At 59.4% G+C, this 13167-nt stretch carries 14 protein-coding genes and 1 tRNA gene; 10 read left to right on the top strand and 5 right to left on the bottom strand.

The genetic code is table 11. The annotated features are described in order from the left end of the window. Nucleotides 1–201 precede the first annotated feature (201 nt). From FAS41_RS24980 to FAS41_RS24930, 10 genes are all read left to right on the top strand, one after another. Complete coding sequence (locus FAS41_RS24980) at nt 202–1035, top strand: alpha/beta fold hydrolase (RefSeq protein WP_138526041.1); 834 nt, start codon at nt 202–204, stop codon at nt 1033–1035. Nucleotides 1036–1276: 241 nt separating this feature from the next. Then, nucleotides 1277–3199, top strand: coding sequence for a threonine--tRNA ligase (gene thrS / locus FAS41_RS24970; protein WP_138526039.1), 1923 nt, complete (start codon nt 1277–1279; stop codon nt 3197–3199). After that, nucleotides 3199–3750: a translation initiation factor IF-3 gene (gene infC / locus FAS41_RS24965; RefSeq protein WP_171049545.1), complete on the top strand. Its 552-nt coding sequence runs from the start codon at nt 3199–3201 to the stop codon at nt 3748–3750. The genes thrS and infC overlap by 1 nt, the downstream gene beginning before the upstream one ends. Before the next feature lie 60 nt (nt 3751–3810). After that, nucleotides 3811–4005, top strand: a complete 195-nt coding sequence (rpmI, locus tag FAS41_RS24960) for a 50S ribosomal protein L35 (RefSeq protein WP_017516491.1) — start codon at nt 3811–3813, stop codon at nt 4003–4005. Nucleotides 4006–4026: 21 nt separating this feature from the next. Further along, nucleotides 4027–4383 (top strand): 50S ribosomal protein L20, encoded by a 357-nt coding sequence (rplT, locus tag FAS41_RS24955; RefSeq protein WP_003099086.1) that lies wholly within the window; start codon nt 4027–4029, stop codon nt 4381–4383. Between the two features lie 97 nt (nt 4384–4480). Then, entirely contained in the window at nt 4481–5497 is a 1017-nt protein-coding gene (gene pheS / locus FAS41_RS24950; RefSeq protein WP_138526037.1) for a phenylalanine--tRNA ligase subunit alpha, read from the top strand. A 34-nt stretch (nt 5498–5531) separates the two neighbouring features. Continuing rightward, on the top strand, nt 5532–7910 hold the full coding sequence (gene pheT, locus FAS41_RS24945; protein ID WP_138526036.1) for a phenylalanine--tRNA ligase subunit beta: 2379 nt from the start codon (nt 5532–5534) through the stop codon (nt 7908–7910). Nucleotides 7911–7913: 3 nt separating this feature from the next. Further along, nucleotides 7914–8216, top strand: a complete 303-nt coding sequence (gene ihfA / locus FAS41_RS24940) for an integration host factor subunit alpha (protein ID WP_003090661.1) — start codon at nt 7914–7916, stop codon at nt 8214–8216. After that, nucleotides 8197–8553 (top strand): MerR family transcriptional regulator, encoded by a 357-nt coding sequence (locus tag FAS41_RS24935; protein ID WP_015476661.1) that lies wholly within the window; start codon nt 8197–8199, stop codon nt 8551–8553. Before ihfA ends, FAS41_RS24935 begins: the two co-directional genes overlap by 20 nt. Nucleotides 8554–8638: 85 nt before the next feature. Further along, nucleotides 8639–8715 (top strand) — tRNA-Pro (locus FAS41_RS24930). An 86-nt stretch (nt 8716–8801) separates the two neighbouring features. Here FAS41_RS24930 and FAS41_RS24925 read toward each other — a convergent pair. From FAS41_RS24925 to FAS41_RS24905, 5 genes are all read right to left on the bottom strand, one after another. After that, nucleotides 8802–9911, bottom strand: coding sequence for a tyrosine-type recombinase/integrase (locus FAS41_RS24925; protein ID WP_138526035.1), 1110 nt, complete (start codon nt 9909–9911; stop codon nt 8802–8804). Further along, nucleotides 9911–10123, bottom strand: coding sequence for a MerR family transcriptional regulator (locus FAS41_RS24920; protein ID WP_088418198.1), 213 nt, complete (start codon nt 10121–10123; stop codon nt 9911–9913). The genes FAS41_RS24925 and FAS41_RS24920 overlap by 1 nt, the downstream gene beginning before the upstream one ends. Next, complete coding sequence (locus FAS41_RS24915; RefSeq protein WP_138526034.1) at nt 10120–10341, bottom strand: AlpA family transcriptional regulator; 222 nt, start codon at nt 10339–10341, stop codon at nt 10120–10122. Before FAS41_RS24915 ends, FAS41_RS24920 begins: the two co-directional genes overlap by 4 nt. A gap of 40 nt (nt 10342–10381) precedes the next feature. Beyond that, the gene (locus FAS41_RS24910; protein WP_138526033.1) at nt 10382–11674 is read right to left on the bottom strand and encodes a hypothetical protein; all 1293 of its coding nucleotides are present in this window, start codon (nt 11672–11674) and stop codon (nt 10382–10384) included. Between the two features lie 239 nt (nt 11675–11913). Continuing rightward, on the bottom strand, nt 11914–13167 hold a 1254-nt coding region (locus FAS41_RS24905; RefSeq protein WP_138526032.1), incomplete at its 5' end, for a zonular occludens toxin domain-containing protein.

Here is a 13167-nt window from a genome sequence, read left to right as displayed (position 1 = left end):
ATTGTTCGCGTCAACTGAATATATGAATTGTTGCGATTGGGAAAACACACTTTAAATGTTAAGGGTGCATGAAGGGTTGGCCGATTAATTGATCGATGAGGGATAATGCTCAGGCTAAAGGGCGCGGCGGGATTTTCCGTTGAACAATAGTCCCTGCGAATCCTGTGTGCTTTATTGTGGTGCGTTGCGTGCGAGTGCTGGATGAATAACGAGATAGTGCAATACCAGGTCAATAATTATGCACTAACGTGCCAGGTTGCCGGGCGGGGCGTGCCGCTCCTGCTGGTGCACGGGTCGCTCTGTGATTACCGCTACTGGCGGGGGCAGGTCCAGGCATTGTCGGCTCGTTATCGTGTAATGGTGCCCAGCCTGCGTCATTACTTCCCTGAGCAATGGAATGGCGCGGGACCGGGCTTTACGACGGAGCAGCATGTCGATGATCTGCTGCTGTTGCTCGATCAGTTGCCGGGTCCTGTTCATCTGCTGGGGCATTCACGCGGCGGTAATATCTGTCTCCGTGTGGCGCTGGCGGCTCCGCAGAAATTGCTATCGTTGACACTCGCTGATCCCGGCGGGGACTTTGCCGATAATGTTTTTACCGGGGCGGATATCGAAGCGCCAGTATCTCCCGTGGAGCGCAATCAGTTTCGCCAGCAGGCGCTGGAGATGATTCGCAGCGGGGCAGTGGAAGAGGGGCTTCAACTATTTGTCGATACGGTCAGTGGTGCCGGAGTCTGGTCGCGGTCTTCCCGGCAATTCCGCGAAATGGCGACGGCTAATGCCATGACATTGGTTGGGCAGGTCGCGGATCATCCCTTGCCTATAACGCATGAGCAGATAGTGCAGTTGCAGTTGCCGGTGTTGCTGGTCGGTGGAGCGAAAAGTCCGGAACCCTTCCCGAGAATCATCCAGGCATTGCAATCGACGCTTGTGGATGTGCGGTCGGTGATGATTCCCGGCGCCTCCCATGGCATGAATGTAATCCGCCCGGCGTCCTTCAATCGCGCCGTGCTGGAATTTGTCGAGCGGTACTGAGTGAAGTCAGGTGTCCCGCTCGTCAGTTCCCCGAACATGCAGTAACATTCCACGCCTTGCCCGCAATCGTTTGCGGGCAGGTCTTCGATTTCTTCCAGTGATCTACGTCCGCGCGCGAATGCGCAGGGTGCCGATAAGGCGCCTGCCACTGTGAGGCAGGCTTACCCGGCGGGCGACGCTTACTGGCACATCCCAACCCATGTGGCCTTTCGTAGGGGTCACCACTAGGAGAGGAGGCGCCATGCCCATCATTACTCTTCCCGACGGTAGTCAGCGTTCTTTCGATCACCCGGTCAGCGTGACCGAGGTGGCGCAATCCATTGGTGCGGGCCTGGCGAAAGCCACCCTGGCCGGCAAGGTCAACGGCCGTCTGGTCGATGCCTGCGACATCATCGACAGCGACGCGACTCTGCAGATCATTACCCCGAAGGACGAGGACGGGCTGGAAATCATCCGCCACTCCTGCGCTCACCTGGTGGGCCATGCGGTCAAGCAGCTGTACCCGACCGCCAAGATGGTCATCGGCCCGGTGATCGACGAAGGCTTCTATTACGACATTGCCTTCGAACGCCCTTTCACGCCTGAAGACATGGCGGCCATCGAAAAGCGCATGGCCGAGCTGATCGAGAAGGACTATGACGTCATCAAGAAGATGACGCCGCGTGCCGAGGTCATCGAGACCTTCAAGGCTCGTGGTGAGGAGTACAAGCTGCGCCTCATCGACGATATGCCGGACGAGAAGGCCATGGGCCTGTACTTCCACGAGGAGTACGTGGACATGTGCCGCGGCCCGCATGTGCCGAACACTCGATTCCTGAAAGCCTTCAAACTGACCAAGATTTCCGGTGCCTATTGGCGCGGCGACTCGAAGAACGAGCAGCTGCAGCGCGTCTACGGTACCGCCTGGGCGGACAAGAAGCAGCTAGCTGCCTACGTCCAGCGCATCGAGGAAGCCGAGAAGCGCGATCACCGCCGTATCGGCAAGCAGCTCGATCTCTTCCACCTTCAGGAAGAAGCGCCAGGCATGGTCTTCTGGCATCCGAACGGCTGGACCGTCTATCAGGTGCTCGAGCAGTACATGCGCAAGGTTCAGCGCGACCACGGCTACGTGGAAGTCCGCACCCCGCAGGTTGTCGACCGCATCCTCTGGGAGCGCTCCGGCCACTGGACCAACTACGCCGAGAACATGTTCACCACGTCGTCGGAAAGCCGCGACTTCGCGGTCAAGCCGATGAACTGCCCGTGTCACGTGCAGATATTCAACCAGGGCCTGAAGTCCTACCGTGACCTGCCGTTGCGCCTTGCTGAGTTCGGTGCTTGCCACCGGAATGAACCTTCCGGTGCGCTGCACGGCATCATGCGCGTGCGTGGCTTCACTCAGGACGATGCCCACATCTTCTGCACCGAAGAGCAGGTGAAGAAGGAAGCGGCCGATTTCATCAAGCTGACCCTGCAGGTCTACTCGGACTTCGGCTTCAGTGACGTCTCCATGAAGCTGTCCACTCGTCCGGCCAAGCGCGTTGGTTCCGAAGAGCTGTGGGATCGCGCCGAAAGTGCGTTGGCCGACGCTCTGAACGAATCCGGCCTGGAGTGGGAATACCAGCCGGGCGAGGGTGCGTTCTACGGTCCGAAGATCGAGTTCACCCTGAAGGACTGCCTCGGTCGCAACTGGCAATGCGGCACCCTGCAGTACGACCCGAACCTGCCGGAGCGTCTGGATGCCAGCTATATCGCCGAAGATAACAGCCGTACCCGCCCGGTCATGCTGCACCGCGCGATCCTCGGCTCCTTCGAGCGCTTCATTGGCATGCTCATCGAGCACTACGCCGGCCTGTTCCCGGCCTGGCTCGCGCCGACCCAGGCTGTAGTGATGAATATCACTGACAAGCAGGGCGAATGGGCCGAAGAAGTGGTGCGTCAGCTCGAGCAAAGCGGATTCCGTGCCAAGTCCGACTTGAGAAACGAGAAAATTGGCTTTAAAATCCGCGAGCATACTTTGCTCAAGGTTCCCTATCTGCTGGTTATCGGTGATAGGGAAGTTGAATCGCAGGCCGTCGCCGTACGTACGCGCGAAGGGGCAGACCTCGGCTCGATGCCGGTCGCCCAGTTCGCTGAGCTGCTCGCTCAGGCGGTTTCCCGGCGTGGTCGCCAAGACTCGGAGTAATCATTATTAAGCGTGAAATGAGGCAGGATAAGCGGGCTCTCCCGAAACCGCCGATCAACGAGAACATCACCGCCCGTGAGGTTCGTCTGATTGGTGCTGACGGTCAGCAGATCGGCGTGGTCTCCATCGATGAGGCCCTCCGTCTAGCTGACGAGGCCAAGCTGGACCTGGTGGAAATTTCTGCTGATGCGGTGCCCCCAGTCTGCCGCATCATGGACTACGGCAAGCACCTCTTCGAGAAGAAGAAGCAAGCCGCTGCTGCGAAGAAGAACCAGCACCAGCAACAGATCAAAGAAATCAAGTTTCGTCCAGGGACGGAAGAAGGGGATTACCAGGTAAAACTACGCAACCTGGTACGTTTCCTTAATGAAGGGGACAAGGCCAAGGTATCGCTTCGATTCCGTGGTCGTGAGATGGCCCACCAGGAGCTGGGCATGGAGCTGCTGAAGCGAGTCGAAAACGACCTCGCCGAAGTTGGCACCGTGGAACAGCATCCCAAGCTGGAAGGACGCCAGCTGATGATGGTCATCGCTCCCAAGAAGCGTAAATAACCTCCCGGGCACTGGCAGGCCTGATGGTTATCAGTTGTTAACGAATGCGGAGTACCAAACATGCCAAAGATGAAAACCAAGAGTGGCGCCAAAAAGCGCTTCAAAGTGACTGCTGGTGGTATCAAGCACAAGCACGCTTTCAAGAGCCACATCCTGACCAAAATGACCACCAAGCGTAAGCGTCAGCTGCGCGGCACTTCGATGCTCGCTGCTTCCGACGTTCGCCGTGTAGCACGCTCCCTGCGTCTGCGTTGATTTCTGGTAGAGGATAAATAAATGGCTCGTGTTAAGCGTGGCGTGATTGCCCGTCGTCGTCACAAAAAGATTCTGAAGCTCGCAAAAGGCTACTACGGCGCGCGTTCGCGCGTGTTCCGCGTTGCCAAGCAGGCGGTAATCAAGGCAGGCCAATACGCCTACCGTGACCGTCGTCAGCGCAAGCGTCAGTTCCGCGCCCTGTGGATCGCCCGTATCAACGCTGGTGCTCGTCAGAACGGTCTGTCCTACAGCCGTCTGATCGCTGGCCTGAAAAAGGCGGCCATCGAGATCGACCGTAAGGTCCTGGCCGATCTGGCTGTGAACGAAAAAGCGGCGTTTACCGCGATTGTCGAGAAAGCGAAGGCCAGCCTGGCTTAAGCCCCACGACAGTTACCGGATCTCGGTCCGGACGTAACGTCACCGATAGGGGAAGAGCCTTACCGCTCTTCCCCTATTTTGTATCTGGAGTTGGTACATGGAAAACCTGGACGCGCTGGTTTCGCAGGCCCTGGACGCCGTGCGAAACACCGAAGACGTCAACGCCCTGGAGCAGATCCGGGTTCACTACCTCGGCAAGAAAGGCGAGCTGACCCAGGTCATGAAGACCCTGGGCGACCTGCCGGCCGAAGAGCGCCCCAAGGTTGGTGCGCTGATCAACGTCGCCAAGGAGCAGGTTCAGGATGTGCTGAACGCCCGCAAGGCCGAGCTTGAGGGCGCCGCCCTCGCCGCCAAGCTGGCCGCCGAGCGCATCGACGTGACCCTGCCGGGCCGTGGCCAGTCTTCCGGCGGCCTGCATCCGGTCACTCGCACCAAGGAACGCATCGAGCAGTGCTTCACCCGCATCGGCTATGAAGTGGCCGAGGGGCCGGAAGTCGAAGACGACTACCATAACTTCGAAGCGCTCAATATTCCGGGTCACCACCCGGCTCGTGCCATGCACGACACCTTCTACTTCAATGCGAACATGCTGCTGCGCACCCATACCTCGCCGGTACAGGTCCGCACCATGGAAACCCAGAAGCCGCCGATTCGCATTGTCTGCCCGGGCCGCGTCTACCGCTGCGACTCCGACCTGACCCACTCGCCGATGTTCCACCAGGTCGAAGGTCTGCTGGTCGATGAGGACGTCAGCTTCGCCGACCTCAAGGGCACCATCGAGGAATTCCTCCGCGCCTTCTTCGAGAAAGAGTTCTCCGTCCGCTTCCGTCCGTCCTTCTTCCCCTTTACCGAGCCTTCGGCGGAAGTCGACATCCAGTGCGTGCTCTGCAGCGGCAAAGGTTGCCGTGTCTGCAAGCAAACCGGCTGGCTGGAAGTCATGGGCTGCGGCATGGTCCACCCCGACGTGCTGCGCATGTCCGGCATCGACCCTGAGAAATACCAGGGCTTCGCCTTCGGCATGGGTATCGAGCGTCTGGCCATGCTGCGTTATGGCGTGAACGACTTGCGCCTGTTCTTCGACAACGATCTGCGGTTCCTCGGTCAGTTCCGCTAGCCCGCACGACCGTCAACGCATTTAGGAGAGCAGGATGAAATTCAGTGAACAGTGGCTGCGGAGCTGGGTAAATCCGCAGGTATCCCGTGATGAGCTGGTGGCTCGTCTGTCCATGGCAGGCCTTGAGGTCGATGCCGTGATCCCGGTTGCCGGCAAGTTCAGCGGCGTGGTCGTGGGCGAAGTGCTGTCGACCGAGCAGCACCCGGACGCCGACAAGCTGCGCGTCTGCCAGGTCAGCAACGGTTCGGAGACCTTCCAGGTCGTCTGCGGCGCACCCAACGTGCGCCCGGGCCTGAAAATCCCCTTCGCCATGATCGGCGCCGAACTGCCGGGCGACTTCAAGATCAAGAAGGCCAAGCTGCGCGGTGTTGAGTCCAACGGCATGCTTTGCTCGGCCAAAGAGCTGGAAATCAGCGAAGAAAACGCCGGCCTGATGGAGCTCGCCGCGGATGCGCCGGTAGGTGCCAATATCCGTGACTACCTCGAGCTGGACGACGCTTCCATTGAGATCGGCCTGACCCCGAACCGTGGCGACTGCTTGTCCCTGACTGGCCTCGCTCGCGAAGTTGGCGCGCTGTACAGCACCGAGGTTAAGCCGGTGGTGGTTAGCACCGTTGCTCCGCAGATCGATGAAGTGCGCAGCGTTGAACTGCTTGCTCCCAAGGCCTGCCCGCGCTACCTCGGTCGTGTTGTCCGCAACGTCGACCTGAGCAAGCCGACTCCCCTATGGATGGTCGAGCGTCTGCGCCGTTCCGATATTCGTAGCATCGACGCTGCTGTCGACATCACCAACTACGTGATGATCGAGCTGGGCCAGCCGATGCACGCCTTCGACCTCGACGAGATCAAGGGCGGCGTGCGCGTGCGCATGGCGGAGGAGGGCGAGAAGCTCGTCCTGCTTGACGGCCAGGAAGTCACCCTGCGTGCCGACACCCTGGTGATCGCCGACCACGAGCGCGCCTTGGCCATCGCTGGCGTGATGGGCGGTGAGCACAGTGGCGTCAGCGCCAAGACCCGCGACTTGTTCCTCGAAAGTGCTTTCTTCGACAACATCGCTGTTGCCGGCAAGGCGCGTTCCTACGGTCTGCACACCGATGCGTCGCATCGCTTCGAGCGTGGTGTGGACTCGCAGCTGGCCCGTCGCGCCATGGAGCGTGCCACCGAACTGCTGCTGCAGATCGTCGGCGGCGAAGCCGGCCCGATCGTGGAGGCAGTCAGCGAAGCCGATCTGCCCAAGGTTGCCCCGGTTACCCTGCGTGCCGAGCGCGTCACCCAGATGCTGGGCATGACCCTGGAAAACGCCGAGATCGAGCGTTTGCTCACCGCTCTTGAGTTCGATGTCCAGAAAACCGGTGCCGATGCCTGGATCGTGGGCGTGCCGAGCCATCGCTTCGACGTCTCCATCGAAGTTGACCTGATCGAAGAGCTGGGCCGCCTGTACGGCTACAACCGTCTGCCGGTTCGTTACCCGCAGGCTCGCCTGGCGCCGAACACCAAGTCCGAGTCCCAGGCTGAGCTGCCGGCGCTGCGCCGCCTGCTGGTCGCCCGCGACTACCAGGAAGCCATCACTTACAGCTTCATCGATCCCAAGCTGTTCCAGCTGTTCCACCCGGGTGTCGAACCGCTGATGCTGGCCAACCCGATCTCCGCCGACATGGCCGCCATGCGCGCCTCGCTCTGGCCGGGTTTGGTGAAGTCCCTGCAGCACAACCTCAACCGCCAGCAGACTCGCGTTCGTCTGTTCGAAAGCGGCTTGCGCTTCGTTGGTCAGCTGGACGGGCTGGTGCAGGAAAACATGCTCGCTGGCGTCGTCTGCGGTGCTCGTCAGCCGGAAGGCTGGGCCAATGGTCGTGAAAGCGTCGATTTCTTCGACGTAAAAGCCGACGTCGAAGCGCTGCTGGGTAACGCCGGTGCCATCGAGGCCTTCACCTTCTCCCCGGCTGAGCACCCGGCACTACACCCAGGTCAGACTGCCAAGATCGAGCGCGACGGCGTGCTGGTCGGCTACCTGGGCGCTTTGCACCCGGAGCTGGCCAAGGCGCTGGACCTGGATCGCCCGGTCTATGTCTTCGAGCTGGTACTGGCCGAAGTCGCCAAGGGTCGCCTGCCGAAATTCAGCGAACTGTCGCGCTTCCCCGAAGTGCGCCGTGACCTGGCGCTGATCGTCGATCTCGATACTCCTGCCGACTTCATTCTTGCCACAATTCGTGACAATGCAGGCGAATGGCTGACAGATCTCAGGTTGTTTGACGTCTACCACGGTAAAGGCATTGATCCGCTTAGAAAAAGCTTGGCCGTTGGCTTGACCTGGCAGCATCCATCACGCACTCTTAACGATGACGAGGTGAACGCGACTACGCAGAATATCGTCGCCTCGCTGGAACAAAGGTTCAACGCCACGTTAAGGAAGTAGCGTATGGGGGCTCTGACGAAAGCTGAAATTGCTGAACGTCTGTACGAAGAGCTGGGCCTGAATAAGCGGGAAGCCAAGGAACTGGTGGAGCTCTTCTTCGAAGAGATCCGCCAGGCGCTGGAGCATAACGAACAGGTAAAGTTGTCGGGTTTCGGCAACTTCGACCTGCGCGACAAGCGCCAGCGCCCCGGACGCAACCCGAAGACGGGAGAGGAAATCCCGATCACAGCCCGGCGCGTCGTCACCTTTCGTCCAGGGCAGAAACTGAAGGCCAGGGTTGAAGCTTATGCTGGAACCAAGTCATAACGACGAGTTGCCTCCCATTCCGGGCAAACGCTACTTCACCATCGGTGAAGTAAGCGATCTTTGCGCGGTGAAGCCGCATGTGCTGCGGTACTGGGAACAGGAGTTCCCGCAACTCAACCCGGTCAAGCGAAGGGGCAACCGGCGCTACTACCAGCGTCAGGACGTGCTCATGATTCGCCAGATCCGCGCGCTGCTCTACGATCAGGGCTTCACCATCGGTGGCGCCCGCCAGCGCCTCACCGGCGACGAAGCCCGCGAGGACGCCACCCAGTACAAGCAACTGATCCGGCAGATGATTGCCGAATTGGAAGACGTGCTGCATGTGCTGCGCAAGTAACTGAAAAAAATGAAAAAAGCACTTCTCCAAAGCAAATGCTTGGGGTATAGTGCGATCCGCTTCTGAGGGAACTCAAAAGCAACGTCGGGGCGTAGCGCAGCCTGGTAGCGCACTTGCATGGGGTGCAAGGGGTCGAGTGTTCGAATCACTCCGTCCCGACCAAATTCTTGAAGCGGCTCAAATACTTACAGTGTTTGGGCCGTTTTCATTTCTGGACTGCGCAAAACCGGCGCAATATGCGCGCAAAACTAGCGGGCAAATTCGCTGATATCCAGGTCCGGAATCGCATCTGACCAGACCACTTCGGCGTGGTCCCGCTGATAGTTCTTCGTCATCTCTGCGCTGGCATGTCCAGCGATCTTCTGGCCGTCTTTCCCGGCCTTCTTATACAAATGCAGCGACAGGGCCCTGATCTCATGGAAGCCCGGCATCTCTTCGTCTTTCCATCCTGAGTAGCAGGCTGCAGCGTCCCGCGCTTCCTTGAATGCCCTGGACAGGTAGCGTTCATCGATCTTCGTCCAGTGTTCCTTTCGGTCAGCCAGGCCCAACTTCCGGTCCGGTCGCCGATGAATCAGGAAGGGGGAGGGGACACCATCATTACAGCGATCCAATACATCCTGCAGCTCGGGGGTTACGCGGAAGCGGATCCAGGCGGCATCCGATACTTTGGCTGTCTTCTGCTGGATGACGTACAGAAATCCGTCCCGTATATCGTCGAATTTCATCGACAAGATGTCTGATCGCCTCTGGCCAGTGATCAGCGCAAGATCAATCGCATTCTGCAGCCAGGTCGGAGATTGTTCTCTGATCGATTTCAGTCCTTCCCCGGTGTGGCGCTTGCGTTGCTTCTTTTCGATCCTGGGGATAGTCCCAGCGGCAGGATTATCCGGGCATAGTCCCTTAGCGGCGGCATGGTTGAAGATATCGATAAGCAGGGCTCTGGCTTGGTTGGCAGCTCGCGGGGTTAAACCATCGAGTAGTTCGGCGGCCATTCGAAGAGTGATTTCATCCACGGCCTGAGACGGCCAGGCTGTTCTGAACTGCCTGAATCTCACGGCGTAGAGTTCCAGAGTGGCTTTCGCCAACTCGCGCGGCGGCAGTACTTCGCGCTGGTAGTAATCCAGAAAGTCGACGAACAAGGTTGTAGCCAGGCCTTTAACCTTGGCAACCAAGTCGGCACCCTGCATGAAGGTGAGATTCAGTTGTTTGGCAGCATCAATTGCCTTGAGCCGATCCTTTCCGAATTGAAACCAGACGCCATCAGTAGGGCGCCTGTACCTGAAAGTCCCACGTCGACCGTCGAGGTAGAGATTCTGCGGAAGGGACCTATTTGCTTTGTTACGAGGACGCGGTGACATCAGCAGTGGTCCTTGAGCACCATGGCGACCAGTTCGTTACTTGTCCCCTTATTGAATGCTCGCCAGTCTACATACCAAAGCTTGCCGATCCTGACGCCCGGAATATCACCATTTCGGATCTGGTTACGTATTGTCTGACTACAGAGTGGTGTGCCGTTCGCTCCCCAATACCGACGCTGGAACTCGGCAATCTTGATCAGCTCTCTGCTCATGCTTCCCCCTCGGACTTCCAATCCTTTCCATCGAGTCGAGCGGAGATCCACTGATCGATTTCCAGGGAGTCCCATCCCACCATTGATGGGCCGATCTGTTTGGCCTTGGGAAATGCTCCCGTGCTCATCCAGAGATAGATGGTCGAGCGCTTGATGCCGCAGAGGTGAATCACCTCGGGTAAGCGCAGTATTCTGCGAGTGCGTGCCTTCGATTCCATTTCCATTACTCCGTCGCCGCTACTTGATTCGCTGATCCCATCAAATGGCGTAGCCGCGCCTGATGTAGCGATCATTTATGAGTCCAATGACGTGCTTTTCGAGGTCGCGAGTGCTGTAGCCCTTGGCGGTGTAGTGATCCTCGATCACGTGCCAAAAGGGCAAAGTACGCCCGACCTCTAAGGCTTTTTTTGGCGGGATGCGCTCCCGTGCGATCAGGCTGGCGAACTGGCCCAGGAACATCTCGCAGTTCTTGCCGGAAAAGCCCTGAGCGGTCTTGTAATAGCGGCGGTACTCGATGCGTTCGATGAGTGGATCGGCTTCAATCTGGACCTTGGTGTCCAGGCTGATCAGCGACCAGAAGGCGTCGAAGATCCCTTCCCGGGAAATCAACTTGTAGTTGTCGCAGGCGTACTGCCAGAGGCCTTGCAGGTGTGGACATAGGCCTTCGTAGGTGCGGCAGCCGATCACCTCGCCAGAGGTCATCCTGGAGCCTTCGGAGAACTGCTGGACGATGGAATGGTGGTAGCGGAACTCGATACGCCACACAGTTTCCAGCGGGTTGAAGGCAGGTTCGCCATCGCCGAAGGGATCGCCGTTGAGCGAAGCCCACACGGATTCCCAATAGTCGAGTTTGTCGGTCGCTCTCGCCTGCAGCGTTTTGTTGTAGAGGCACATCTGCAGGCCGTTGGCCGAGCCGAACATGAAGGTCTCACCACGCCCATAGACCGAGGCGTTGCCGTCGTATTCGATGCGGTCGATGCCGCTGATCTGGCGGACGCGACGGGACCGGCAGTGCATGCGATCCACGAAGTCCACAGGTGGGGTCCAGCCCTGCACGTCGAGCGCGATATGGACGGCGCACTGGTTCACTTCGCAGGCCGAGAGAACGCCAGCGGCCAGGTCATCCATTACGCCCTGCAGGATCTTCGGATCGGCACCATCCAGGGCATGCGGCGACACTTCAATCTTGAGGTGCGGGCCTATGTTTTCGAGCTTCACGTTATGGTTCTTGATCAGCAGGATCAGCCCCATGTCGGCGTTCTGCAGGCGGAACTGGTAGCCGGAGTCCCGACCGATGCGGCCCTTGGCCCACTTGTAGCCGGCGAAGTTGACGAGATCCTCGGGCTCATCGAACAGCGCCATGACTTCCGGGCGGATCATGCCGTTGTACAGCTGCCGCACTGTATCGACGCCACAGCGCAGCAGGCGCACACCCGACAGGTCGGCGAATCTGCCGTTGCTCGGGTCCATGAAAATCCGTCCTTCGGACGACTCATAAAAATCCCCGGTCTCCTTGAGGATCAGGCGGAGGGGGTGAACTGCCTTTTTCATTCTTTCGTACCTTCAATGAGGTTTATTGAGGTGCTTACTCGTTAGCTATCCGACGTGTTACAGGGTCGTCGGCCGCGCCTTCGGCCTACCGCTCGTGCCTGGCGCTCCCGGCCGGCGGCGCGGCTCGCCGACTCAAAACGGAAACGCCGCCACCGGCTGCATGACCTGCAGGGCAGTGAGAAAGCCGAGCGCATACGCGAGCGCGAGCAGCCCGAGGGCGTTGATCAGGCCGTGCAGGGTCATTGGGTCCTCCAGGGGCGTGCCGGGTATTCGGAGTCGGGGACGATGGTGAGCGTGGGCTGTGCGGGTGCCGGCGGTGCGGTAGCGGCCATTGCGGGCGCTGTAGCAGGCATCTGCGCCGGCTTGGGGAAGGCTCCGGCGCACACAATGGTTTCGTGGTACTCGCCATAGGAGAGCTCGGCGACGCACTCAGAGCGGGCCTTTACGCCGTAGCCGGATTCGCCCATCTGCCAGGAGTTGAGCATCAGCCGGCGTCCTTCCGCGTCGGTGATGACGAACATGTACATCTCGCGCTGCATGCCCTTCACCAGCCCTTTCACGCGGGCCGCCACGGCGATCTGCCGGCCCGCGAAGGGATGCTCAGCTAGTGGAAGAGTCGGAACACTTGATTGGCCAAGAACAGCACCAGCATAAAGAGCGCGATTCGCAGCAGCAGGCGCTTGAGCAGGTAGAGCAGCCCCTTGAGGATTAGGCTCGCTGACTTGCGGAGGATGGGGAGAATCAGGCTTCGGCTGAGCGCTGCCACCGACGACCTTGAGAGGTCCCATATAGCTGACAAAGCCAATAGTGCCGGCCAGCAGTGCCAGTAGAAGAACCAACTTAGGCGACCGGAAGAGACTCTTGCCTGCTTTGGTGTCCTGAGTTTTTCCGGTGGCGGTGGACTGGTAGAGCCGGAAGGTCTGCTTCTTGATTCGCTTGTACTCGACGATGGTGCCGTCAGCGGGTGGTCGGTTGAGCTGGGCGTCATGCTGGGCCTCCTTGTAGCGACCAGGGATGCCGATGACGGCGAGGTTGGAATGCTTGTAGGCCATCTCGCAGGTCATGCGGATGTCGTCGCGGATGTAGCTGATGTTGGGCGTGGTGAGGACGATGTCCCAGTTGAAGTGCCGGTGCCGGGTCCAGGCATCCAGCCATCCCATCGGCCGATCTGCTTCGTGCGCCGCCTCGGGACCGCCGGGGAAGTCGAACTTCTCGAGGTCTTTCTCGCGCCAGGATTTGGGGAACAGCAGCTGGGTTTCGTCGAAGATCAGGAACGCGCCCCGCGGTGCCCACTGAAACCACGTGCGCATCTTTTCCAGATCGGCCAGGGATTCGAGATCGAGGTTGATGATCTGCGCGGTGTTGGGCAGATCGGGGAACACGGTGTAGGCCCGTTCCAGGGTGAAGCCCCGGACGTTGGTGATGATGACGCGGCCGTCCTTGAGCGCGGGGACGGCATCGTCCTGGATCGCGCCGGAGGTTTTGTACGAGCC

Origin of the sequence: Pseudomonas nicosulfuronedens, assembly GCF_005877905.1 — a bacterium.
In the GTDB taxonomy this organism is placed as follows: domain Bacteria; phylum Pseudomonadota; class Gammaproteobacteria; order Pseudomonadales; family Pseudomonadaceae; genus Pseudomonas; species Pseudomonas nicosulfuronedens.
This window is presented reverse-complemented; position numbering and strand designations above follow the sequence as displayed.

What these genes read in the sequence shown, in the direction of transcription:
- FAS41_RS24980 (WP_138526041.1), top strand. Translation starts at nt 202, where the DNA reads ATGAATAACGAGATAGTGCAATACCAGGTCAATAATTATGCACTAACG.
- thrS (WP_138526039.1), top strand. Translation starts at nt 1,277, where the DNA reads ATGCCCATCATTACTCTTCCCGACGGTAGTCAGCGTTCTTTCGATCAC.
- rpmI (WP_017516491.1), top strand. Translation starts at nt 3,811, where the DNA reads ATGCCAAAGATGAAAACCAAGAGTGGCGCCAAAAAGCGCTTCAAAGTG.
- rplT (WP_003099086.1), top strand. Translation starts at nt 4,027, where the DNA reads ATGGCTCGTGTTAAGCGTGGCGTGATTGCCCGTCGTCGTCACAAAAAG.
- pheS (WP_138526037.1), top strand. Translation starts at nt 4,481, where the DNA reads ATGGAAAACCTGGACGCGCTGGTTTCGCAGGCCCTGGACGCCGTGCGA.
- pheT (WP_138526036.1), top strand. Translation starts at nt 5,532, where the DNA reads ATGAAATTCAGTGAACAGTGGCTGCGGAGCTGGGTAAATCCGCAGGTA.
- ihfA (WP_003090661.1), top strand. Translation starts at nt 7,914, where the DNA reads ATGGGGGCTCTGACGAAAGCTGAAATTGCTGAACGTCTGTACGAAGAG.
- FAS41_RS24935 (WP_015476661.1), top strand. Translation starts at nt 8,197, where the DNA reads ATGCTGGAACCAAGTCATAACGACGAGTTGCCTCCCATTCCGGGCAAA.
- FAS41_RS24925 (WP_138526035.1), bottom strand. Translation starts at nt 9,911, where the DNA reads ATGTCACCGCGTCCTCGTAACAAAGCAAATAGGTCCCTTCCGCAGAAT.
- FAS41_RS24920 (WP_088418198.1), bottom strand. Translation starts at nt 10,123, where the DNA reads ATGAGCAGAGAGCTGATCAAGATTGCCGAGTTCCAGCGTCGGTATTGG.
- FAS41_RS24915 (WP_138526034.1), bottom strand. Translation starts at nt 10,341, where the DNA reads ATGGAATCGAAGGCACGCACTCGCAGAATACTGCGCTTACCCGAGGTG.
- FAS41_RS24910 (WP_138526033.1), bottom strand. Translation starts at nt 11,674, where the DNA reads ATGAAAAAGGCAGTTCACCCCCTCCGCCTGATCCTCAAGGAGACCGGG.